Genomic DNA, 21,855 nt, shown 5'->3' on the forward strand with positions numbered 1-21,855 from the left:
GAGCCGGGATTGAATCGTGACGGTTCGCCTGTTGCCGTGTCTTGGGCGGTGCAAACGGAAGGCGCGGAATGCGATGGATTCGGCAATGCGGAGCGGTGAGCAACCGGCGTTCCTGCGACCGGGCCAGCGGGTGATTCCGAGAGCCGAGCGCCATGCGATCGCGCCAACGACGTCGGCAAGTTTGGTAGGCTGGGGGCTCGCCATCGTTTATCGAATCGACGCAGTCAGTCATCGATGCGATTCGATATCCATCTTTTGCGGGACTGACGATTTTGCGACAGAGCGACCCATCATCGACGGTCGATGGCGGGTGACGTCACCTTCACTCCGGAGAATGCGCCGTGCTGCACGTGTCCGACGATTCAGTGGTCGTATTGGTAGATTTTCAGGCGCGGCTGATGCCAGCCATCCACGAAGAGGTAACCGTCGTCGCGCAGGCTGTCCGACTTGCCCGTATCGCGCAGATAGTCGGCGTGCCGGTGATGGGTACTGAGCAGAGCCCCGTCCAGCTGGGCCGGAACGTACCGGAGATCAAGGAGCTGTGCTCGAACACCGTCGTCAAGGATCATTTCGACGCGTGCGCGGAAGGCCTGGTCGATGCATTGCCGGCCGGGCGCAATAGCGTCATCGTCGCCGGTTGCGAGGCGCACGTGTGCGTGTTGCAAACGGCCGTCGGGCTGTTGCGAAGCGGCCGCAAAGTCACGGTGGTCAGCGATGCCGTGGGGTCGCGCAAGACGATCGACCGGGACGCGGGGATCGCTCGGCTCGGGGCGGCGGGGGCGCAAATCGCGACGGTCGAGATGATCGCGTTCGAATGGCTGGGCTCCAGCCGTCATCCGCGTTTTCGCGATGTGTTGCGTCTGATCAAGTGAATCGCGGCTGATGCCCGCTCGATCCCTGCCTTTCAGCACCCGGCTGCGCTGTCCGGGGCGCGAGCGAATGGCGGGGCGGTGGAACATGCGTGACCGGCAAGTGTTTCAGCCGGAACGGCGGATCAACACGAACAGGCGCAAACGAAGTGATCCGACATATGGCCACGACCAGGGCGATCCAGGCGTCAAAGAGGAAGGCTCGTTGAGCGCTTGATCTCCTTGAGCGAAAAGCCGGTGTACATCTCCTTGATGTTGCCTAGGGTGCGGATACGGTGCATCGCGAGTTGATGAAAGGACTCCATGTCGCGGACGACCACCTGTAGCAGATAGTCGTATTTGCCCGACACGTTGTGGCAGGCCACCACGTTGGGAAGGGCCATCACTCCAGCTTCGAACGTACGCATCGCCTTCTCGGAGTGACTGTCGAGCATGATGTTGATGAAGGCAAACAGTCCCAGCCCGAGCTCCTGCTGATTCAAGGTTGCGTGATAGCCCTGGATCACCCGCGTCTCCAGCCGCTTGAGCCTCTTCCAGCAAGCGGGCGCTGACAATCCAACCCGTTCCGCAATTTCCGCGTTTGCGAGTCGGCCGTCGGCCTGCAGCAATTCCAGAATCTTCCGGTCGGTGTCGTCCAGATCCGTCATCTCGTTTTCCCCTCGGTCGCTGTGTGCATCCTGGCCCGCGCACGCTGGCACGTAAAAAAGCCCCCAGCATGCCGTCCTTAGGACCGGCCAGTATCGAACTCAAGCCGGTTAATTATATTTTCTCGATCCGACAAACGGCTTGCGTTCGAGAAATCCTATTAACCGTTCCATCGACGATCATTAACCGAACGGGAGCGGGCGGGCAGGGTGCCATCGGCGCCTCTGAACGACGTCCGCCAAGTTCGAATGGCCGAGCCTCAAGACGGGTCAGGCCGCCCACATAAAAGAAATGGAGGAGTCAGTTGAGTTTGTTCAGAACCAAGGACCTTGCGGCGATGGTCGCAGCCAGTCACGCGCCACATGGCCTGAAAAAGGTGTTGGGGCCATTCGATCTCATCCTGATGGGGATCGGCGCGATCGTGGGTACCGGCATCTTCGTGCTGACCGGCACCGGGGCGCTGACCGCCGGCCCGGCGTTGACCATCTCGTTCGTGATCGCGGCGCTCGCGTGCGGATTCGCGGCGATGTGCTACGCGGAATTCGCGTCGTCGGTGCCGGTGGCGGGTTCGATCTATACCTACAGCTATGCCACGATGGGCGAGTTGGTGGCATGGATGATCGGCTGGGACCTGATGCTCGAATACGGCCTGGCGAGTTCTGCGGTGTCGGTGGGCTGGTCAGGGTACTTTCAGTCGCTCATCGGCGGATTCGGGCTGCATCTGCCGGCCGCGCTCTCGGCCGCTCCCGGCGCCATTCCCGGCGTCCAGACGTGGTTCAACCTTCCGGCATTCCTGATCATGCTGGTGTTGACCGCCATGTTGTCGCTCGGGATGCGGGAATCGGCCCGGATCAACAACGTGATGGTGGGGTTGAAGGTCGGTGTCGTCCTGCTGTTCATCGTCGTCGGCGCACGTCACGTTCAACCGGTGAACTGGCATCCGTTTACGCCCTTCGGTTACTCGGGCGTATTCAGCGCTGCGGCACTGGTGTTTTTCGCGTTCATCGGTTTCGACGCGGTGACGTCCGCCGCCGAGGAAGTGAAGCGACCTGCGCGGGATCTGCCGATCGGCATCATCGGATCGCTGGCGGTGTGTGCGGTGTTGTACGTGGTCGTGTCCGCAATCATGACCGGCATCGTTCCATACCAAAAGTTCCTGGGTGTCGACCACCCTGTGTCGCTTGCGCTCCAATACGCGGGAGAGAACTGGGTCGCCGGATTCGTCGATCTCGGCGCGATTCTCGGCATGACCACCGTCATTCTCGTGATGACCTACGGCCAGACGCGCATCGTGTTTGCGATGTCTCGCGATGGCCTGCTGCCGAAGCGACTGTCGAGCGTTCATGCCAATCTCGGCACGCCGTTCTTCGCGACCTGGATCGTCGGAATTCTGTTCGGCCTGGTCGCAGCGGTCGTACCGCTCAACGTGTTGACCGAACTGATCAACATCGGAACGCTGGCGGCGTTCAGCCTGATTTCCGTCGCCGTCATCATTCTGCGCAAGACCCGGCCCGATCTCCCGCGCGCATTTCGCTGCCCGGCTGTGCCGCTCGTCCCGATCCTCGCGATTGCATTCTGCATCACGCTGACGGCCTTCCTGCAAGCCACGACGTGGATCGCGTTTCTGGTCTGGCTCGCGATCGGGCTCGTGGTGTATTTCACGTACGCGCGGCAACGGTCGCATCTCAACTGACTTCGGGGCAACACGACGGATGTCGGTTGCGTGCCATTTTCATTTAACGAGTGAACACACATGGGATACGACTTTGACCGCTTGATTTCCCGCCGTGGCACCAATGCCTTGGCGGAAGAGGGCTTCGAAAACTACCTCTTCGGGGCCGATGGTGCCCGCCCGTCGCTTGGCAGACCGACGGAAGAATTGATCTCGATGTGGGTCGCCGACATGCAGTTTGCTGCACCGGATGCAGCGCTCGACGCGATCGCCGAACGCTTGAGTCATCCGGTCTTCGGCTACACGATGAACTTCGACGATCAGCTCTATCAGGTTTTCCATGCCTGGTGTGTCGAGCGGTACGACTGGCGCTTCACGCGCGATGAGATGCAGGTGTCGCTGGGCGTCATACCGGCACTCTTCGGTCTGGTCGAGTACATATGCCAACCCGGCGACAAGGTACTCACCCTGGCGCCGGCCTATGGCTACTTCAAGCATGCGACGGTTCAACGCGATCGTGAGTTCGTGACGTCATGCTTGCTCGTGTCCGACGACGGCGAATACGCAATCGACTTCGACGACTTCGCGTCAAAGGTCAGCGATCCGGCGGTCAAGCTGTTTTTCCTTTGTCATCCGCACAACCCGACCGGCCGCATCTGGACCGACGACGAACTGCGTCGCATGGGTGAGCTTTGTATCGCGAACGGCGTCAAGATTGTTTCCGACGAGATCCATTGCGATCTGCTCAGAGCCGGTCGCAGTCACACGCCGTTGGCCAAGCTGTTTCCTAAAAGCAGAGACATCATCACGTGCATGGCCGTCAGCAAGACCTTCAACCTGGCCGGGATGATGATTGCGACGGTGATCATCCCCGATCCGGAATTGCGCGACGCATGGAAGCGGCGGCATTACCCGTTTGTGAATCCGCTCAGTCTGGCAGCCGCGACGGGTGCGTACAGAGATGGCGCACCGTGGCTGGAGGCGTTGTGCTCGTACCTGGACGGTAACTTTGCATGGACACGACAATTTCTGAACGAGCATCTGCCCGAGGCCGGATTCCGTGTGCCTGATGCAACGTACCTGGCGTGGATAGACCTGCATGCCTACTTCGACGAGTCGGTGAACCTGACCAGATTCTTTCTGGAAAAGGCCGGGGTCATTCTCGAAGGTGGCGAGATGTTTGTCGAAAACGGTCGTTGCCGCGTACGGCTCAATCTCGCGTGCCCGCGCGTCCAGGTGCAACGCGCGCTCGAAAGGATGCGCGATGCGATCGTCGATTATCGCGACGCCGTAGCGTCCATTGCTCAATCCATCCAAGTGTCTGTGTAACGGAGAAAAATGATGGTCGATTGGAACGCGTATCGTGAGCAACTTGTGCGGCGATTCAGGGAATTCTCGACGCTCGCCCCGGACACGATGAAAGGCATTGTGTCGCTTGGTCAGGCTGGTGAGAAGACCAATTTCCTGGATGCAAAGACAAGGGAGCTGATCTCCCTTGCTGTTGCCGTGACCACGCGTTGTGACGGTTGCATTGCATTCCACGCAGGCGAAGCGAAGAAGGCAGGTGCGACGGTCGACGAACTGTCGGAAGCGCTCGGCGTCGCGATCCATCTGAATGCCGGCGCCACGCTGGTCTATTCCGCGCGCACGCTCGACGCCTTCGACAGGGCCTGACGGGGAGTGGTACGCGCGGACAGCACTTTCTGTCGCGCGGGCTCGAAACCTCGCCGTCGCGGGCGGGGCGAGGTTTCTCGGCCGCCGACGGCGTTCAGGCTGCGGCCGCCTGAGGAACCGAGTCGCGCTGCTCGCCGCCCAGGATATCGATGAGACTGGTGAACATCCGCCCCAATTCACCGGTCATCAGCGTGACATCCGAGTCGAAGCGTTCAGCGTCGTTCTGCGCGGTCGGATCCGCCGCTTCCTTGATCACGTCGAGCGGCGTAACGCGCTTGATCGTCAGCGACGGCGTCAGCACGAAGGAGATCCGGTTGTCCCAGGTCATCGCAAGGCGCATGCATTGTTTGCCGGCCTCGATGTGCCGGCGCATGTCGTTCGCTTCCAGCGCGTGGCCGACGTATCGCACCGTGGCGCCGCCTTCGCCGCTCGAGCGCAACTCGGCGTCCTGGTCCACGGTGAATCCGCCCGGCGCCTCGCCGGACAACAGCCAATCCGTCATCGCGGCGACCGGCGAACGCACCACTTGAACACCGGCGAGCGGCAACTGATCGATCGATTTGACGAGCAGGCCGCGAACATCGTCGGCAAGCGCCTGTGACGCCGCATCGATGACGAGCCAGCCGTTCACCGTATCGATCCACACGCGGGTATCGCGGCGAATGGTGAATGCGCGCGGGAGCAGTTCGTCGGTCACCTGCTCCTTGAGTTCGCGCATCTGCTTTCGCCCTACCTTGAAGCCCTGCTGCTCCTCGACTTCGAGCGCGCGGTCCTTGGTCACCTGATTGACGACCGACGCCGGGAGCAGCTTCTTCTCGGCACGAAACGTCAGCAACATCTGCCGGTTGATCGAATACACGAGCGCGCCGTCGTCACGCGGCGACGCCCATCCGTGGCTCTGCATCTCGACGCTGTTGCCCGGCTGAAACGCGTGGGGCGCCAGCCATTTTTCCATCTGATCGGGGGTAACGGCCCAAGGTGCCGGAAGACGATGAAGCTGAAGGTTCTTGAACCACATAGGAGTACGGGCAAAGCGCACCATTCTATATGACGGTGATGCTTTGGGTGCGGATTCGGTCGCTCGGTGTGACGGTTCAGGCCGTTGACGGTTGTAGTGCTGGGTAGGTGGGCATCGGTCGCCAAATTCGCTAGGGAAGGGGGGCCACGCTCTTCGCCGCGACATCAAAGCGAGCACATCGTTTGCGGTGACTGAGCGCACGGGGCGGTTCCCGATGTACAGGTACGCATCGGTTTCGAGCATGCGCAGCATCTCGCCAAAGAGTCGCTCAGTCCACGTCGTTCACTTCTTCTCCAGCCACTCGTCGCTGAGTGCTCGAAAACGTGCTTTGCCTTCGTTGAGCCGCGCCGACAGGACGTCCTGTCGCATATGGGATGGGTGCAGTCCCTTCTTGACGAACTCGCGGGCACCGTCGCATTCAGCACGAGTCTTGAAGGCTGATGCTGCGATATTCGCCGATGGCAAAGAGATTCTCTTTCCCGGCCATTCTGTACTTGTCTCGCCTGAGCCTGGAGCCGGACGGATTCACCGACAGATCCAGTCCATTGAAGCCGGCAAGTTTGGTAGGCTTGTCGTCTGCCTTTGCTTGTCGGATCTTGTTGTCGTCAAGTGGCACGGTGACAAAGCCGGTATCGTCGTCGGGTGATCGAAACGATACCCGCTTCATTACCCGCACCTTTCTCGGCCGGACGCAATTTCCAGCGAACGCGAGCAAACGGCGAAAGGGCGTAAGATGCCCGATTGGCAAGGGTGACAGGCAAGTCGCCGAACCAGAACGAACAGGAGCAACCGAAGTGATCCGACATATCGTCATGTGGAAGTTGAAGGAATCGGCCGAAGGCGCGACGCGCGCCCAGAACGCGCTGAAGCTGAAGGAAAAGCTCGAAGGCTGCCGCGACCTCGTGCCGGGCACGCTGCAGATCGACGTCGGCGTGGCGACGCCGGGCCTCGACGCCACCGCCGACATCGTGCTCGTGTCCGATTTCACGGACAAGGCCGCGCTCGACGCCTACCAGGTGCACCCGGTTCACCAGGAAGTGAAGAAATTCGTCGTCGCGGTGGCCGAGTCGCGCGAATGCGTCGACTACATCGTCGACATCGCACGATGAGCGACGCGGCAACCCCGACGGACGGCCCGTCGATCGAAAGCCCGTTCGTCGACATGCTCGGTGTGCAGCTCGTGTCCGCGAAGGACGGCGCCAGCGAGATTGTGCTGCCGCTCGAAGAACGGCACATGAACACATGGAGCATCGCGCACGGCGGTGTGACGATGACGCTCGCGGACATCGCGCTTGCGATGGCGGCGCGCAGCCTGACCGACGACGGTATCGGCGTCGTCACGGTCGAGATGAAGGTGAACTTCATGCAGCCGGGGCGCGGCGAGTTGCGCGCTTACGGACGCGTGATGCATCGCTCGACAACGATGGCCTACTGCGAAGGCGAAGTGCGCGACAGCGACGGCAATTTCGTCGCGAAGGCGCTCGGTACGTTCAAGTACATGCGGCGGCTCGCGGTGGGCCGCGACATCAAGCGGCAACGCTCGCGCACGGCGCCGGACGCTCAGCCCGGCCCGAGCGACGCGTAAGCGCCCGGACGCACGGCCCTGCCTCTTCACAGGCAGGGCCGTTTTGTTTTATGGAGCGCATTGGCGCACCGGAATTTCGAAACGCGCGGCGCGCCACGCTCGCACGACGCGCGCATGGCATCATGCACGCTTGTCCGTTCACGGCGTCGCGCAGGCGCCGTCCTCAACCGATGCCGCTGAATCCGAAGATCGCCCAGGTGCTCGACATGATCGAGCGTGCGAAACGTCCGTCCTATCACCACCAGACGCCGCAGCAGGCGCGCGCCGCGTACGAGAAGAGCGCGCCGATCCTCGACGTCGCATCGGCGCCGATGCATTCGGTCGAGGAATGCGTCGTGCCGACGCGCGACGGCCGCACGATCGGTGCGCGGCTGTACCTGCCGGTCGCGCCGAGCCTGGCGGAGCCGCTGCCCGCGCTGGTCTATTACCACGGCGGCGGCTTCACGGTCGGCAGCGTCGACACGCACGATGCACTGTGCCGGATGTTCGCACACGATGCGCAGTGTGCGGTGCTGTCGGTCGGCTACCGGCTCGCGCCCGAACACCGGTTCCCGACCGCCGTGAATGACGCCGACGACGCATTGCAATGGCTGCATCGCGAGGCCGCCACGTTCGGCATCGATGCCGAACGGCTGGCGGTCGGTGGCGACAGCGCGGGCGGCACGCTCGCGACCGTCTGCGCGGTGCTCGCGCGCGACGCAGGCATTCGCCTGGCGCTGCAGATGCTGATCTACCCGGGCGTGACGGGCTTCCAGGATACCGAATCGCACGCACGGCTCGCGAACGGCTACCTGCTGACGCAGGACACGATCCAGTGGTTCTTCACACAATACGTGCGCGATCGGGCGGACCGAGACGACTGGCGTTTTGCGCCGCTCGACGGCACGCGCGAAGCGCCGTCGTTCGCGGGCGTCGCGCCAGCGTGGATCGCGACGGCCGAATACGATCCGCTGAGCGACGAGGGCGCCGCCTATGCGGAGAAGTTGCGTGCGGCGGGCAACGCGGTCACGCTGGTCTGCTACGCGGGGATGATCCACGAGTTCTTCAAGATGGGCGGCTACGTGCCGGAGGTACGGGCCGCGCATGCCGACGCGGTCGCGGCGCTGAAAGCCGCATTCGACGACGTTTGACGACGGGCGCTTGACGGCGAGCGCGCCGCGTGGAGAGCAGCGATGACGGACGGCGTGGTGGAAACGGGTGACTGGACGGCACTGGGCGGCGACGCCGCGCGGATCCGCGATGCAGTGTTCGTGCGCGAGCAGCAGATTCCGCCGGAATGGGAGCTCGACGACGACGATCTGCTGTCGCTGCATGCGGTGGCATACCGGATCGATGCGTCGACGGGCGTCCGCCGTGCGGTCGCGACCGGGCGGCTGCTGCCGTCAGGCACGATCGGCCGCGTCGCGGTGCTGGCCGACGCGCGCGGGCAGGGTGTCGGGTCAGCCGTGCTGAACGCGCTGCTGGATGTGGCGCGGCGGCGCGGTGAAATCGTCGTGCGGCTCTATGCGCAGGATTCGGCCGTGTCGTTCTACCTGCGGCACGGCTTCGCGGCAGTCGGTGAACCGTTCGTCGAAGCCGGCGTGCCGCACGTCGAGATGGCGCGCGCGCCGTAGCGCGGCGCCCGCTCGCGTGCTCAGCGCGGCGGGGTCGCGTCGAGGTCGAACGTGAACGCGCGCTCGAACGTGCCCGGGCGGACGGTGCGGTGCGAGCCGTCGTCGTCGCAGCGTTCCTTGATCTCAACCGTCAGCCGCACGCCTTCCTTCATCGTGACGCGCAGCGCGGTCGTACCGCGCGTGCCGTATTCGGGGGTCTCGATGAACGCGGCCGACAGCGCACGCTCGCGCTCGATCGGAATGCCCGTGTGCGGCAGCGCGTCGTCGTCCGCGACATGCGGGTCGCGCATCAGCGCGATCAGTTCGTCGAGCGACGGGGTCGGATTGTCGGTGAGCAGCGTGCCGAGTTCCGCGCGCTTGCGTACCACTTTCGGCCAGGGCGTATCGAGCCGCGCATTCGACAGCGCATGCACGCCGGGCGCGATCGCGACCGGTGCGGCGACACTGCTTTCGCCTTCGGGTGCGCGATTGCAGAGCCACGCCAGTTCACGCCGCCGCCAGTCGCCGACGAGCAGGTTGAAGCCGTTGTAGACGGCCGCATGCTCGGCCAGCTGCCCGAGGTAGTCGAGCGGCGCAACGGATGGGCCGCCGAGGAAATCGGACACGAGCTTGCCGCGGGTGGGGGCACCCGCGCGGATGTCGAACGGCGCGCGGTAGTTCGTCAGCGCGGCGAAACGGCCGTCGCGCGATACGCCGAGCCATGTGCCGCCCGCTTCGAGATCGCGGCCGGCCAGCACGCCCGGTACATCTTCCCACCACGAGAGCGGCGCGCTGGTCCGACGAAAGAACTCGTCGCGGTTGGCGGTGAGGGTAAAGACGGGACCGGCGGCGGCATCGGGCTGCCAGTCGAAGGCAATCAGACACATCGGGTGAATCTCTCGCAGGAAACATCGGGCGCCGGCTGCGACTCGCGAGCCGGCGCGCGAACGGGTTGTCAGTGCGTCACGCTTCCGTCGGCCACGCGTACGGCAGCGTATCGAACGCGAGCGCCGGGCCGTCGGCCGAACCGAGGTGCACCGTGCCGTTGTCGAGCGCGGCGAGCTTGATCTCGACGAGCGCGTCGACACCGCCCGCGGGCGCGGCCGCCGCGTTGACGATCATCCCGCACGGCTGGCCGGGATCGTCGCTGTGGAACAGCTCGACGCCGGCATGCACGGTATCGGTCTCGCCGGCGATGTGCGCGAGGGCGGTGCGGCGCTTGATCGTGCCGCGGTACTGGCTGCGCGCGACGATTTCCTGGCCCGGGTAGCACCCCTTGCGAAAGTTAACGGCGTCGATCACGTCGAAGTTGACCATCTGCGGCACGAACTGTTCGACGGCAGGCTGCGTGATGCGCGGTTCGCCCGCGCGGATGTCGAGCCAGTCCCATACGGCCGGCGACACGACCGGCAGCGTATCGCCGAGCGCGGCGATGCGTGCGTCGACTTCCGCGCGCGGGCCGATCCACAGGTAGCGCTTGCGGCCTGCCGCATCGGGCACGCGGATCAGCGTGCCGGCGGGGCCGTCGACCTTCACGTGCACGCCGTCCGGCAGCGCGTCGAAGATGCCCGACAGCGCGTCGCGCACGTCACCCGCGAACCCGACCACCGCGAGCGCGTCGCTTGCATCGGTCAGCTTCGCTTTCGCGCGCAGCACGAACATCGACAGCCGCTTCTGCACGGCGGGCTGCACGTCCTTCGACACCAGCAGGCGCACGCCGTGGCCGGCGCGCCACGTGAGGAACGAGCCGAGGAGACGGCCCTTCGGCGAGCAATAGCCGGACAGCCGCGCAGTCGCGGCGTCGAGATGTTCGATGTCGTTGGTGAGCTGGCTGTGCAGGAACGTCGCGGCGTCGTCGCCGGCCACGTCGATCACGCCGAACTGCGGCAGCGGCATGCAGGCGCCCGGCGCGTCGAAATCGGCGGCGGACGGGCGGGGGAAAACGGGGAGCGAGGCAGGTGCGGCCTGGGCAGCCGGTGAAACGAACGATGTGCTCATGGAATGAGGGAACAGTCAACCCTGACTTTGACGAAGGCGAGCAAGTATTATATGGGTCTTACCTGAGTCACGTTTCCATGTCCCTACTGAAGAAATGCGCCGCGACGATCGTGGCGCTGGCCGTCGTTGTGGCCGCTGCCGGCGCGGGCGGCGGGTATTACTGGGCAACCCGGCCGCTGCTGCTGGGTTCGGCATCGCTCGACGTCACGATCAAGCCGCGCAGCACCGTGAAGAGCGTCGCGCTGCAGCTCAAGCGCGGCGGCGTACCGGTCGAGCCGTTCGGTTTCGTCGCGATGACGCGCGTGCTCGGGCTGTCGAGCCGGCTCAAGTCCGGCAACTACGAATTCAAGACCGGCATCACGCCTTACGAGGTCCTGCAGAAGATCGCGCGCGGCGACGTGAACGAGTATGTCGCGACGATCATCGAAGGCTGGACCTTCAAGCGGATGCGCGCGGAACTCGACACGAACCCCGATCTTGCGCACGCGACGGCAGGCATGAGCGATGCCGAGCTGCTGCGCGCGATCGGCGCGTCGGACAACGCGGTGCAGCGCGGCAGCGGCGAGGGGCTGTTCTTCCCCGACACCTATCTGTTCGACAAGGGCACGAGCGACCTGAACATCTACCGGCGCGCGTACCATCTGATGCAGACGCGTCTCGACGAGGCCTGGGCGGCACGCGTGCCGGGGCTGCCGTACAAGACGCCTTACGAAGCGCTGACGATCGCGTCGATCGTCGAAAAGGAAACGGGCCACGCGGCCGATCGCGCGTTCGTCGCGGCCGTATTCGCGAACCGGCTGCGCATCGGCATGCCGCTGCAGACCGATCCGTCGGTGATCTACGGGCTCGGCGACGCGTACGACGGCCGTCTGCGCAAGCGCGACCTGCAGGCCGACACTCCTTACAATACCTACACCCGACGCGGGCTGCCGCCGACGCCGATCGCGTTGCCGGGGGTGGCCGCGCTGCAGGCGGCGATCAATCCGGCACAGACGAGCGCGCTCTATTTCGTCGCGAAAGGCGATGGCACGAGCGTGTTCTCGGACACGCTCGGCGACCACAACAAGGCCGTGGACAAGTACATACGAGGTCAATAATGGCGAGCGGTAAATTCATCACGTTCGAAGGGATCGACGGGGCGGGGAAGACCACCCACCTGCAATGGTTCTGCGAACGCCTCCAGGGCAAGCTGGCTGCGGCTGGCCGGCAGGTCGTCGTCACCCGCGAGCCGGGCGGCACGCAGCTCGGCGAGAAACTGCGCGAAATCCTGCTGAACCAGCCGATGGATCTCGAGACGGAAGCGCTGCTGATGTTCGCCGCGCGCCGCGAGCATCTCGCGCTTGTGATCGAGCCGGCGCTCGCGCGCGGCGACTGGGTCGTGTCCGATCGCTTCACCGATGCGACGTTCGCGTACCAGGGCGGCGGCCGCGGGCTGCCGCGCGACAAGCTCGAGACGCTCGAGCGCTGGGTGCAGGGCGGCTTCCAGCCCGACCTGACGGTGCTGTTCGATGTCGCGCCGCAGGTCGCGAGCGAGCGCCGCGGCGCCGCGCGCATGCCCGACAAGTTCGAAAGCGAGTCCGACGCGTTCTTCGCGCGCACGCGCGGCGAATACCTGCGGCGTGCGGAAGAGGCGCCGCACCGCTTCGCGATCGTCGACGCGACGCAGACGATCCCCGAAATCCGCCAGCAGCTCGACCGCGTGCTCGCCGCGCTGTAATTCGCAAGGAACGCACCACATGATCTATCCGTGGCAGACCGACGACTGGAACCGCCTGCAGCAGCTGCGTGCACAATGGCCGCACGCGCTGCTGCTGCATGGCCAGGCCGGGATCGGCAAGCTGCAGTTCGCGCAGCATCTCGCGCAGGGCTTCCTGTGCGAATCGCCGCAGCCGAACGGCGAGCCGTGCGGCACCTGCGCGGCCTGCACCTGGTTCTCGCAGGGCAACCATCCGGACTACCGGATCGTGCTGCCCGAGGCGCTGGCGGGCGAGGCGCCGGGCGCCGCGGACGACGCGAAGGCGGCCGACGCGGACGAAGGCGGCAAGAAGACGCGGGCGCCGAGCAAGGAAATCAAGATCGAGCAGGTGCGTGCGCTGCTCGACTTCTGCGGGGTCGGTTCGCACCGCGGCGGCGCGCGCGTCGTCGTGCTGTATCCGGCCGAGGCGCTCAACGTCGCCGCGTCGAACGCGTTGCTGAAAACGCTCGAGGAACCGCCGTCCGGCGTCGTGTTCCTGCTCGTGTCGGCGCGCATCGACCGGCTGCTGCCGACGATCATCAGCCGCTGCCGGCAGTGGCCGATGACCGTGCCGGCGCCCGACGCGGCCGCGGCCTGGCTGGCCGCGCAGGGCGTCGAGCATGCGCCCGCGCTGCTTGCCGAGGCAGGCGGCGCGCCGCTCGCCGCGCTGGCGCTCGCAAGCGACGAGAACCGCCCGCTGCGCGACTACACGCTCGGGCAGCTCGCGGCCGGTGCGGCCTGCGATCCGTTCGCGTGCGGCGAGACGCTGCAGAAGCTGCCGGTGCCGCTGGTGCTCGGCTGGCTGCAGCGCTGGCTGTACGATTTGCTTGCCCAGCGGATGGCGGGCGCGCCGCGCTATTTCCCGATGCACGCGGCGGCGCTCGCGCGTTGCGCGGAGGCGGTCGATGCGAACGCGTTCGCCCGCTTCATGAAGGCCGTGACGCGGCAGCGGACGGTCGAGAACCATCCGCTCAACGCGCGGCTCGTATTCGAGGAATTGTTTCTCGGATACCGGGAAATGTTCGCGTGATCCGGCATTGTTTCTCGCGGATTGCGAAACGATGACCGGCCCACGCCGCGATGCGACCGTGGCCGGCCGGCCCGCGAACGCCGCCCGTTGCCGCATGCCGGCGCGCGCATGAGCGCCCGCCTTACGTATTAGGAAACACGATGTTCGTCGACTCTCACTGCCATATCAATTTCAAGGGCCTGGCCGACCGCCTGCCGGCCGTTCTCGAGAACATGCGCGAGCACGACGTCACGCACGCGCTGTGCGTATCCGTCGATTTCGAGACGCTGCCGGAGGTCCTGGCGATCGCGGACGCGCACGACAACGTCTATGCGTCGGTCGGCGTGCATCCCGATCACGAGGACATGCGCGAGCCGACGCTCGCGGAGCTCGTCGAGCTGGCCGCGCACCCGAAGGTCGTCGCGATCGGCGAAACGGGCCTCGACTACTACCGTCTCGAAGGCCGCTCGATCGCCGACATGGAATGGCAGCGCGAACGCTTTCGCACGCACATTCGTGCGGCGACCGCGACGATGAAGCCGCTGATCATCCACACGCGCTCGTCGTCGGAGGACACGCTGCGGATCATGGGCGAGGAGCGCGCGGACGTGCCGGGCGGCGTGATGCACTGCTTCACCGAGCCGTGGCCGGTGGCCGAGCAGGCGCTCGCACAGAATTTCCACATCTCGCTGTCGGGCATCGTCACGTTCAAGAACGCGACCGACGTGCAGGACGTCGCGCGGCGCGTGCCGCTCGACCGGCTGCTGATCGAGACCGACTCGCCGTACCTCGCGCCGGTGCCGTATCGCGGCAAGCCGAATGAACCTGCGTACGTCAGCCATGTCGGACGCTTTATCGCATCCGAGCGCGGCATCGCCGTCGAGGCGCTGGCCGACGCGACGACGCAGAACTTTTTCCGGCTGTTCAAGATCGCCCGCTAACGACGTGCGCGCAGCCGACAACCCAGGGAAGGAGCCCACAACAATGACGAAGCCGATCAACCCTCTGCCGAAACGTGCACTCGTTGCCGCCGCGCTCGTCGCGAGCGGCCTGTTCGCGGCAGCCGGCGCGCATGCCGAATCGCTCGATGCGATCGTCAAGGCCGTCAAGTTCGACGACATCGCCGATATCGGCAAGCAGCTCAAGAGCGGCAAGCTCGACCCGAACACGATTGCGCCGAACGGCGACCCGCTGATCGTGATCGCCGCGCGCGAGAAGTCCGACAAGGTCGCGGCGGCGCTTGCCACGACGCCGAACGTCGATCTCGAGAAGGAAGACAAGGCCGGTGAAAACGCGCTGATGCTCGCGTCGCTGAACGGCGATGTCGGCCTCGCCAAGCTGCTGATCGACAAGGGTGCGGAAGTCAGCAAGAAGGGCTGGGCGCCGCTGCACTATGCGGCCACCAACGGCCAGGACGCGGTGGTGAAGCTGCTGCTCGACCACGACGCGTATATCGATACCGCGTCGCCGAACGGCACGACGCCGCTGATGATGGCGGCACGCGGCAACCATGCGTCGACGGTCAACCTGCTGCTCGACCAGGGCGCCGACCCGCAGGTGAAGAACCAGCTCGGCATCACCGCGCTCGAATTCGCGAAGCACTACAAGGCGCCGGACGCGATCGACATCCTGAGCAAGCGGACCGAGCGCGTGGGTGGATCGGCGCCGGCAGATGCACAAAAGAGTGCAAAATGACGGTTTTCGGTGCGGCAGACGGTGCCCGCCCGGCCGGATTCCGGCCGGAGCAGGGCGTCCCGGCGCCGCGCCGGCCAAGGCAGCAGGCGGTCTCGGGCCGCATTGACATAAGGAACACCATGTTGCGCGCAATGTTTTGTGCCGCGGCGTTTGCCGTGCCGTTGTCGGCGGCGGCTTTCACGGGCGCGGATCTCGACCGGCTGTGCGCGAAGACGGACGTCAAGTCGCGGGCGTCGTGCGCGGCCTACATCGAAGGCGCCGCCGATGGCGTCTACAACACCATCGACGCGATCGGCGGCACGACCGGGCCGCGGGTCGGCCAGTACTTCTGCCTGCCGCCCGACATCCGGGCGCAGCAGATGACCGACGCGGTGCGCAAGTACATCGCGGAAAATCCGAAGCTGGCCGACTACAACGCGAGCACCGCGGTGTCGCTCGGTCTCGGCAAGGCGTTTCCCTGCAGGAGCGGCAACTGATCTGACGCCGTGTCCGGGGCCTGCGCGTGGCCCGGACGTCGCCGACGCATCCAGGACGAGGCGTGCGCGCCTCATCACCCACGGGCGCCGATGATTTCAATCGAGGAACTGCAGCGCATCACCGATGCGCCGCTCCATTCGTGGCTCGGCACGCTGGGCGTGTCGGTCATCGTCATACTGGTCGTCACGATCGTGCACCGTCTCGGCGCACGCATCGTCAAGCGCATCGCGCAGCCGTATCCGTTGATGAGCGCGATCCTGCGCTACATCGACCGACCGTCGCTCGTCGTGCTCGCGCTGCTGGCGCTCGAATTCCTGTGGGTCCAGGCGGACGACGGCATGTCGTTCGTGCGCGGCATGCGCACGGCGGCGGCGGTCGGCTCCATCGTGTCGCTCACGTGGCTGCTGGTGCGGCTCGCCGCCGGCGTCGGCGACGCCATCATCCAGGCGCATCCGATCGATACCGCCGACAACCTCCAGGCCCGGCGCATCCATACGCAGGCCAGGGTGCTCGTGCGGACCGTGATGGTGCTGATCGTGATCATCGGTACCGGCGCCGCGCTGATGACGTTCCCGAACGTGCGCCAGGTCGGCGCGAGCCTGCTGGCGTCGGCCGGCGTCGCGGGTCTGGTCGCCGGTATCGCCGCACGGCCGGTGCTCGGCAACCTGATCGCCGGGCTGCAGATCGCGCTCACGCAGCCGATCCGGCTCGACGACGTGGTCGTGATCCAGGGCGAGTGGGGGCGCATCGAGGAAATCACCGGGTCGTTCGTGTCGGTGCGGCTGTGGGACCAGCGGCGCCTCGTCGTGCCGCTGCAGTGGATCATCGAGAACCCGTTCACGAACTGGACGCGCAGCAGCTCGGAAATCATCGGCACCGTCTACCTGTCGGTCGATTACCGCACGCCGCTCGCACCGCTGCGCGAGGAGCTCGCGCGGCTCGTTCATGCGGCGCCCGAGTGGGACGGCCGCGTGCAGGTGCTGCAGGTGACCGACGCGACGGAGCGTGCGATGCAGTTGCGCGCGCTCGTCAGCGCGGCCGATTCGTCGTCGTGCTGGGATCTGCGCTGCCGCGTGCGCGAAGGCTTGATCGCGTACCTGCAGGACCGCTATCCGCAATGCCTGCCGCGCAGCCGGATGGAGCTGTATCCGCACGAATCGGCGCCGGATGAGCCGAACCCCGAACGGCCGCACGCGCGGCCGCCTGCCGCCAGCACGGCGGCCAACACCGCGGCCGATCCGCACGCTGCCGAAGGCCGCTGAACGCGGCCCGCATGCTCACCCTCCATCGTCATGACCGCGCTGAACACGCTCGCCATCGCCAATTACCGCTCGCTGCGCGAGCTGATCGTGCCGCTCGCGGCGCTCAACGTCGTCACGGGCCCGAACGGCAGCGGCAAGTCGAGCGTGTACCGCGCACTGCGGCTGCTTGCCGACACCGCACAGGGGCGCGTGATCCCGTCGCTGGCCCGCGAAGGCGGCTTGCCGTCGACGCTGTGGGCGGGCCCCGAGCGCTTCTCGCGGGCGATGCTGGATGGCGACGCACCGGTCACCGGCACGGTACGCAAGGGGCCCGTGAGCCTGAAGCTCGGCTTCGCCTGCGACGATTTCGGCTATTCGATCGATCTCGGCATGCCGATCCCGAGCAGCTCGCAGTTCTCGCTCGATCCGGTGGTCAAGCGCGAGTGCATCTGGGGCGGCGCGCTGTTGCGCCCATCGACGCTGCTGGTGGACCGGCAGGGCGCGCAGATCCGCGCGCGCACCGCGTCGGGCGACTGGCAGACGATTCCGCAGCCGGTGGCCAGCTTCGACAGCATGATGACCGAGTTCGCCGATCCGACCGGCGCGCCCGAGATGATCGCGGTGCGCGAGCGGATACGCTCGTGGCGGTTCTACGACCATTTCCGGACCGATGCGCAGGCGCCGGCGCGGCAGTCGCATATCGGCACCCATACGCCGGTGCTCGCGGACGACGGCGCCGACCTGGCCGCCGCGTTGCAGACGATCCGCGAAATCGGTGACGGCGCGGCACTCGATGCGGCGCTCGACGACGCGTTTCCCGGCGCGTCGGTCGAGATCGACAATCCGGGCGGCCGTGGCCGCTTCGACGTGCTGATGCGCCAGCCGGGGCTGTTGCGGCCGCTTGCGGCGGCCGAGCTGTCGGACGGCACGCTGCGCTACCTGCTGCTCGCGGCCGCGCTGCTGACACCGCGGCCGCCGGCGCTGATGGTGCTGAACGAACCGGAGACGAGCCTGCACCCCGATCTGCTGCCTGCGCTCGGCCGCCTGATCGCGCAGGCGGCGCGGCGTTCGCAGGTGCTCGTCGTGTCGCACGCGGCGCGGCTCATCGCGACGCTCGAGCGCGAGGCCGGCTGCGAATCGCTGGTGCTCGACAAGCGGCTCGGCGCGACGGGGCTCGTCGATGCCGACACGCGCGACCTGCCGGCATGGAAGTGGCCGTCGCGCTGACGAGCGGGGGCGGCCTGCGTGCGGGCGTGATGGCCGCGTTGGGGCCGGATCGGTCCGGCAGGCGGAATGTATCCTGCCTGTAACAACACCCATAAAATGCAAGACGGGCGGTCCCGGGCAGCGGGATCGCGAATAATAATGAGATATCTGGCTGGCGCCGTGCCGGCCGGTGCCGTATGGGGGCGAGCGGGTTGCGCAAGCGCATACGTCCCCGGTCGTGCCGCAACGGACAGGACACAGGAGACGTGGACCATGAGAATTGCCCAGATCGCGCCGCTGACCGAATCGGTGCCGCCGAAGCTGTACGGCGGCACGGAGCGTGTCGTGTCGTACATCACCGAGGCGCTCGTCGAGCTCGGCCATGATGTGACGCTGTTCGCCAGCGGCGATTCGACGACGCGGGCGAAGCTCGAGCCGGTCTGGCCGCGTGCGCTGCGGCTCGATTCGTCGATCCGCGACCGGGTCGCGCCGCACATGCTGTTGATGGAGACGGTCGCGCGCCGCGCGAAGGATTTCGACGTGCTCCATTTCCACATGGACTACTACTCGTTCTCGGTCTTCAACCGGCAGGAAACGCCTTACGTGACGACGCTGCACGGCCGGCTCGACCTGCCCGAGCAGCAGCCGGTGTTCGACACGTTCAACACGGCGCCGGTGATCTCGATTTCGAACGCGCAGCGCCAGCCGCTGCCGCAGGCGAAATGGCTGACGACCGTCTATCACGGGCTGCCCGATACGCTGTACATGCCGCAGCCCGTCGAGCCGCGCTATCTCGCGTTCCTCGGCCGCATCTCGCCGGAAAAGCGGGTCGACACGGCGATCCGCATCGCCCGCCAGTGCGGGCTGCCGATCAAGATCGCCGCGAAGATCGATTCGGCCGACCAGGAATACTTCGAGCGCGAGATCAAGCCGCTCTTCGCGTTGCCGCACGTCGAATACATCGGCGAGATCGCCGATCACCAGAAGGCCGAATTCCTGTCGGGCGCGCATGCGCTGCTGTTTCCGATCGACTGGCCGGAGCCGTTCGGCCTCGTGATGATCGAGGCGATGTCGTGCGGCACGCCGGTGATCGCGTTCAATCGCGGCGCGGTGCCCGAAGTGGTGGACGAGGGCGTGTCGGGTTTCATCGTCGAGGATGAAATCAGCGCGGTGGCCGCCGTGAACCGGCTGCACCTGCTGCCGCGTGCGCGTGTGCGGCAGCGCTTCGAGGCGCGCTTCACGTCGCGCCGCATGGCGCAGCAGTATGTCGACGTCTACCAGTCGGTGATCCGCGCGCAGAAGCGCTCGCGCTTCAAGGTGATCGACTCGACGACCTGACGTTCATGGCGCAGCACGCGCGCGGATAAAAAAACGGCGATGCCCGCAAGGACATCGCCGTTTGCGCATGGCCCGCGCGCCGTGCGCACGGGCAGTGCGTCAGCGTCAGATCTTCAGCTTCGAGACCTTCGTGCCGTTGATCGACACGTCGCCCATCAGGCCCGCGTTCGTCAGCACGATGACCTGGACCGGTGCGGTGGCCGTGGTCGTGTCGACCGCGCCGTTCGCGCCCATCTTCACGAGCGCGACCGACGCGCCGGCGCCGGCTGCCCAGCCGTCCGAGCCGCGGAATTCGTCGAGCGCTTCCTGCGTCATGAACAGGAACACGATTGCCTTCGACTGCGCACCGGCCTGCAGGCCGACCGACAGCGACGACGTGTTGTAGTAGCCGACCGTGCTGCCGCCGACGCGCAGTGCGCCGTTGCCCGACTGGCCGCCGACGATGAAGCCGGCCTGGATCACGTCCGGGAAGACGAGCACGCCGCGCGACTTCGCGACGAGTTCACGCGAACCCTTGACCGTGGAGTACATGCGCGACAGCGTGGCGTCGACGCTCGAGTCGATTGCCTGGCGCTTCGACGCGTTGGTTGCGGCGTTGTCCGGCTTGTCCGGGGTGGTGGTGCAACCGGTGAGCGCGAGGCTACCGACGATGAGCGCAGCGGCGGCTTTCAGCACAAGATTCCGTTTTTGCATCGTTCTTCTCCATCGGATGATGTTCGGAGTGAGTCTCGCTCAGGGAGCGGATCACGTCGGCAGTTATATCACAGCGGATTACAGCCTCTTTTCGTTGCGACGTGAAAAAGCGTCAAATCGCGCGGGGATGTCGCGGCGCGCCAACGGACGAAGCGGCGCCCGCGCGCCGAGGTCGGGTCGGCATGCGGGAAACACGGCGGTCGGACGGGCGGCGGCGCCGGCCGCGCGCATCAGTGCGTGACGGGCGGAACAGGCGGCTTGATCGGGGGACGGCGCAGCGCGCGGCGGATCAGCGCGATCACGACGCCGCAGGCAAACAGGAACGCGGCCGGCACGACCCAGTAGCCGACGAACGCATGCCACAGGTAGCTCGCGAGCGTGCTGCGGCGCACCACGTATTCGTCGCGGGCCGCCTGCTGGCGCGGCGCATTGGCGGCGAGCACGTCGGCCGGGCAGCCGGCCGCGCGCGCCTCGTCAGGATCCCCGTGGCACTTCGCGGCGGCGCCGGCTGCCTGCTGCGCGTCGGTGAGCTGCCAGGTGGTCAGCGCGAGCTGCAGGTCCGCCTTGTTGTACGCCATTTCCTCGCGGATCTCGCGCACGGCGACGATCGCAACGGGCACGGCCCAGAATACGATCACGATCAGCCAGCGGCGGAACCAGCGGTGTTGTCTCCATGCCATCCATGCCTCCGTTTGACGCGCGTACGCGTCTGTCTCGAGGGCGGCCCGATGGCGCTTCTTGTACTTGGATGGGCCGCGTTGCAGCCATCATAGAAGAAAACGCGGCGAATTGCCGCACCATGTGGCGGTGCAGGTCCGGCGGGCCGGGAAAGCGGGGCGGGAGGCGTGGCAAAAGCGCGGGGGCGGGGTGCGTCGATGCGCGTGCAACGAAAACAAAAATGCCGCGCCCGCCGAAGCGGTGCGCGGCATTCGAGACGGGAGCGCCGGGACTCAGGCGGCCGGCTGGCTGCTCAGGCAGCTCTTCATGAACGCCTTGCGGTCGTCGCCCTTCTTGCCGGTGGCCTGCGTGTTGCACGCCTTCATCTTTTCCTGCTGCGACATTGCTTTCGCGGGCTTCGCCGACAGGCAATCCTTCATGAACGCCTTGCGTTCGTCGCCCGTCTTGCCGGCTGCCTGCGTGTTACAGGCCTTCATCTTGTCCTGCTGGCTGTTCGCCGCGAACGCGGGGGAAGCCAGCATGCCGCCGAGAAGCACTGCGGCTACGAGCGATTGAATTTTCATTTCGACACTCCCATGGGGTGAATTGCGTGTTATCGACGCCGTCACGAAGCACCGCGCGATGGGGATAGGGCCGCATCGCGCCGCGCGCACCGATTATGGCAAATCAATGTGAAAACACCAAAACGGCACTTCCTATAACGTTGCGGATACCACGGCCGTTGACGGCG

At 65.9% G+C, this 21,855-nt stretch carries 25 protein-coding genes; 17 read left to right on the forward strand and 8 right to left on the reverse strand.

The features are described from left to right. Nucleotides 1-341: 341 nt before the first annotated feature. Nucleotides 342-872 carry an isochorismatase family protein gene (locus G3N61_RS19235; protein ID WP_205823329.1) on the forward strand — a complete coding sequence of 177 codons (531 nt, stop codon included), beginning with the start codon at nucleotides 342-344 and terminating at the stop codon, nucleotides 870-872. Between the two features lie 185 nt (nucleotides 873-1,057). On the opposite strand, the gene G3N61_RS19240 is transcribed toward G3N61_RS19235, so the two are convergent. Continuing rightward, complete coding sequence (locus tag G3N61_RS19240; protein ID WP_043188112.1) at nucleotides 1,058-1,516, reverse strand: Lrp/AsnC family transcriptional regulator; 459 nt, start codon at nucleotides 1,514-1,516, stop codon at nucleotides 1,058-1,060. A gap of 302 nt (nucleotides 1,517-1,818) precedes the next feature. On the opposite strand from G3N61_RS19240, the gene G3N61_RS19245 reads away from it, so the two are divergent. The 3 genes from G3N61_RS19245 to G3N61_RS19255 are packed head-to-tail and all read left to right on the forward strand — an operon-like array spanning nucleotide 1,819 to nucleotide 4,860. Next, entirely contained in the window at nucleotides 1,819-3,207 is a 1,389-nt protein-coding gene (locus tag G3N61_RS19245) for an amino acid permease (RefSeq protein ID WP_277405108.1), read from the forward strand. A 60-nt stretch (nucleotides 3,208-3,267) separates the two neighbouring features. Then, nucleotides 3,268-4,515: a PatB family C-S lyase gene (locus G3N61_RS19250; RefSeq protein WP_205823330.1), complete on the forward strand. Its 1,248-nt coding sequence runs from the start codon at nucleotides 3,268-3,270 to the stop codon at nucleotides 4,513-4,515. A 12-nt stretch (nucleotides 4,516-4,527) separates the two neighbouring features. Continuing rightward, a complete protein-coding gene (locus tag G3N61_RS19255) occupies nucleotides 4,528-4,860 on the forward strand; it encodes a carboxymuconolactone decarboxylase family protein (protein ID WP_205823342.1) in 333 nt (110 codons plus the stop codon). 94 nt (nucleotides 4,861-4,954) lie between these two features. Here the strand turns inward: G3N61_RS19255 and G3N61_RS19260 are convergent, their stop codons facing one another. Both G3N61_RS19260 and G3N61_RS19265 read right to left on the reverse strand, forming a co-directional pair. Next, nucleotides 4,955-5,878, reverse strand: coding sequence for a recombination-associated protein RdgC (locus G3N61_RS19260; RefSeq protein ID WP_089450749.1), 924 nt, complete (start codon nucleotides 5,876-5,878; stop codon nucleotides 4,955-4,957). 418 nt (nucleotides 5,879-6,296) lie between these two features. Further along, a complete protein-coding gene (locus tag G3N61_RS19265; RefSeq protein WP_089450748.1) occupies nucleotides 6,297-6,545 on the reverse strand; it encodes an Arm DNA-binding domain-containing protein in 249 nt (82 codons plus the stop codon). Nucleotides 6,546-6,672: 127 nt separating this feature from the next. Here G3N61_RS19265 and G3N61_RS19270 point away from each other — a divergent pair, with 127 nt between their 5' ends. From G3N61_RS19270 to G3N61_RS19285, 4 genes are all read left to right on the forward strand, one after another. Next, nucleotides 6,673-6,987, forward strand: coding sequence for a Dabb family protein (locus tag G3N61_RS19270; RefSeq protein ID WP_205823331.1), 315 nt, complete (start codon nucleotides 6,673-6,675; stop codon nucleotides 6,985-6,987). Next, nucleotides 6,984-7,463 carry a PaaI family thioesterase gene (locus G3N61_RS19275; protein ID WP_046545900.1) on the forward strand — a complete coding sequence of 160 codons (480 nt, stop codon included), beginning with the start codon at nucleotides 6,984-6,986 and terminating at the stop codon, nucleotides 7,461-7,463. Before G3N61_RS19270 ends, G3N61_RS19275 begins: the two co-directional genes overlap by 4 nt. A 170-nt stretch (nucleotides 7,464-7,633) precedes the next feature. Then, the gene (locus tag G3N61_RS19280) at nucleotides 7,634-8,593 is read left to right on the forward strand and encodes an alpha/beta hydrolase (RefSeq protein ID WP_089450746.1); all 960 of its coding nucleotides are present in this window, start codon (nucleotides 7,634-7,636) and stop codon (nucleotides 8,591-8,593) included. Nucleotides 8,594-8,635: 42 nt separating this feature from the next. Next, nucleotides 8,636-9,076, forward strand: coding sequence for a GNAT family N-acetyltransferase (locus G3N61_RS19285; protein ID WP_089450745.1), 441 nt, complete (start codon nucleotides 8,636-8,638; stop codon nucleotides 9,074-9,076). A 20-nt stretch (nucleotides 9,077-9,096) separates the two neighbouring features. Here the strand turns inward: G3N61_RS19285 and G3N61_RS19290 are convergent, their stop codons facing one another. Together G3N61_RS19290 and G3N61_RS19295 are read right to left on the reverse strand one after the other, a co-directional pair. Continuing rightward, nucleotides 9,097-9,942 (reverse strand): NRDE family protein, encoded by an 846-nt coding sequence (locus G3N61_RS19290; protein ID WP_205823332.1) that lies wholly within the window; start codon nucleotides 9,940-9,942, stop codon nucleotides 9,097-9,099. 76 nt (nucleotides 9,943-10,018) lie between these two features. Further along, entirely contained in the window at nucleotides 10,019-11,053 is a 1,035-nt protein-coding gene (locus G3N61_RS19295; protein ID WP_043188138.1) for a folate-binding protein YgfZ, read from the reverse strand. A 77-nt stretch (nucleotides 11,054-11,130) separates the two neighbouring features. Here G3N61_RS19295 and mltG point away from each other — a divergent pair, with 77 nt between their 5' ends. From mltG to G3N61_RS19340, 9 genes are all read left to right on the forward strand, one after another. Further along, the gene (gene mltG / locus G3N61_RS19300) at nucleotides 11,131-12,150 is read left to right on the forward strand and encodes an endolytic transglycosylase MltG (protein ID WP_089450744.1); all 1,020 of its coding nucleotides are present in this window, start codon (nucleotides 11,131-11,133) and stop codon (nucleotides 12,148-12,150) included. After that, nucleotides 12,150-12,770 (forward strand): dTMP kinase, encoded by a 621-nt coding sequence (gene tmk / locus G3N61_RS19305; RefSeq protein ID WP_089450743.1) that lies wholly within the window; start codon nucleotides 12,150-12,152, stop codon nucleotides 12,768-12,770. The genes mltG and tmk overlap by 1 nt, the downstream gene beginning before the upstream one ends. A 19-nt stretch (nucleotides 12,771-12,789) precedes the next feature. After that, the gene (locus G3N61_RS19310; protein ID WP_043188146.1) at nucleotides 12,790-13,818 is read left to right on the forward strand and encodes a DNA polymerase III subunit delta'; all 1,029 of its coding nucleotides are present in this window, start codon (nucleotides 12,790-12,792) and stop codon (nucleotides 13,816-13,818) included. A gap of 140 nt (nucleotides 13,819-13,958) precedes the next feature. Then, entirely contained in the window at nucleotides 13,959-14,738 is a 780-nt protein-coding gene (locus G3N61_RS19315; protein WP_205823333.1) for a TatD family hydrolase, read from the forward strand. Between the two features lie 43 nt (nucleotides 14,739-14,781). Further along, nucleotides 14,782-15,492 carry an ankyrin repeat domain-containing protein gene (locus G3N61_RS19320; RefSeq protein WP_043188152.1) on the forward strand — a complete coding sequence of 237 codons (711 nt, stop codon included), beginning with the start codon at nucleotides 14,782-14,784 and terminating at the stop codon, nucleotides 15,490-15,492. 119 nt (nucleotides 15,493-15,611) lie between these two features. Next, nucleotides 15,612-15,968, forward strand: a complete 357-nt coding sequence (locus G3N61_RS19325) for a Rap1a/Tai family immunity protein (protein WP_006485939.1) — start codon at nucleotides 15,612-15,614, stop codon at nucleotides 15,966-15,968. A 90-nt stretch (nucleotides 15,969-16,058) separates the two neighbouring features. After that, a complete protein-coding gene (locus G3N61_RS19330) occupies nucleotides 16,059-17,231 on the forward strand; it encodes a mechanosensitive ion channel domain-containing protein (RefSeq protein ID WP_205823334.1) in 1,173 nt (390 codons plus the stop codon). Nucleotides 17,232-17,261: 30 nt separating this feature from the next. Then, nucleotides 17,262-18,437 carry an AAA family ATPase gene (locus G3N61_RS19335; protein WP_205823335.1) on the forward strand — a complete coding sequence of 392 codons (1,176 nt, stop codon included), beginning with the start codon at nucleotides 17,262-17,264 and terminating at the stop codon, nucleotides 18,435-18,437. A gap of 252 nt (nucleotides 18,438-18,689) precedes the next feature. Beyond that, nucleotides 18,690-19,754: a glycosyltransferase family 4 protein gene (locus G3N61_RS19340; protein WP_043188157.1), complete on the forward strand. Its 1,065-nt coding sequence runs from the start codon at nucleotides 18,690-18,692 to the stop codon at nucleotides 19,752-19,754. Nucleotides 19,755-19,859: 105 nt separating this feature from the next. Here G3N61_RS19340 and G3N61_RS19345 read toward each other — a convergent pair whose 3' ends face one another. The 3 genes from G3N61_RS19345 to G3N61_RS19355 form a co-directional block, all read right to left on the reverse strand. Next, on the reverse strand, nucleotides 19,860-20,447 hold the full coding sequence (locus G3N61_RS19345; protein WP_043188158.1) for a YSC84-related protein: 588 nt from the start codon (nucleotides 20,445-20,447) through the stop codon (nucleotides 19,860-19,862). A 230-nt stretch (nucleotides 20,448-20,677) separates the two neighbouring features. Beyond that, complete coding sequence (locus G3N61_RS19350; RefSeq protein WP_039367018.1) at nucleotides 20,678-21,127, reverse strand: membrane protein; 450 nt, start codon at nucleotides 21,125-21,127, stop codon at nucleotides 20,678-20,680. 270 nt (nucleotides 21,128-21,397) lie between these two features. Then, on the reverse strand, nucleotides 21,398-21,688 hold the full coding sequence (locus tag G3N61_RS19355; protein WP_043188161.1) for a PsiF family protein: 291 nt from the start codon (nucleotides 21,686-21,688) through the stop codon (nucleotides 21,398-21,400). Nucleotides 21,689-21,855: the final 167 nt, after the last annotated feature.

Source organism: Burkholderia sp. Ac-20349 (assembly GCF_017104865.1).
GTDB lineage: Bacteria > Pseudomonadota > Gammaproteobacteria > Burkholderiales > Burkholderiaceae > Burkholderia > Burkholderia aenigmatica.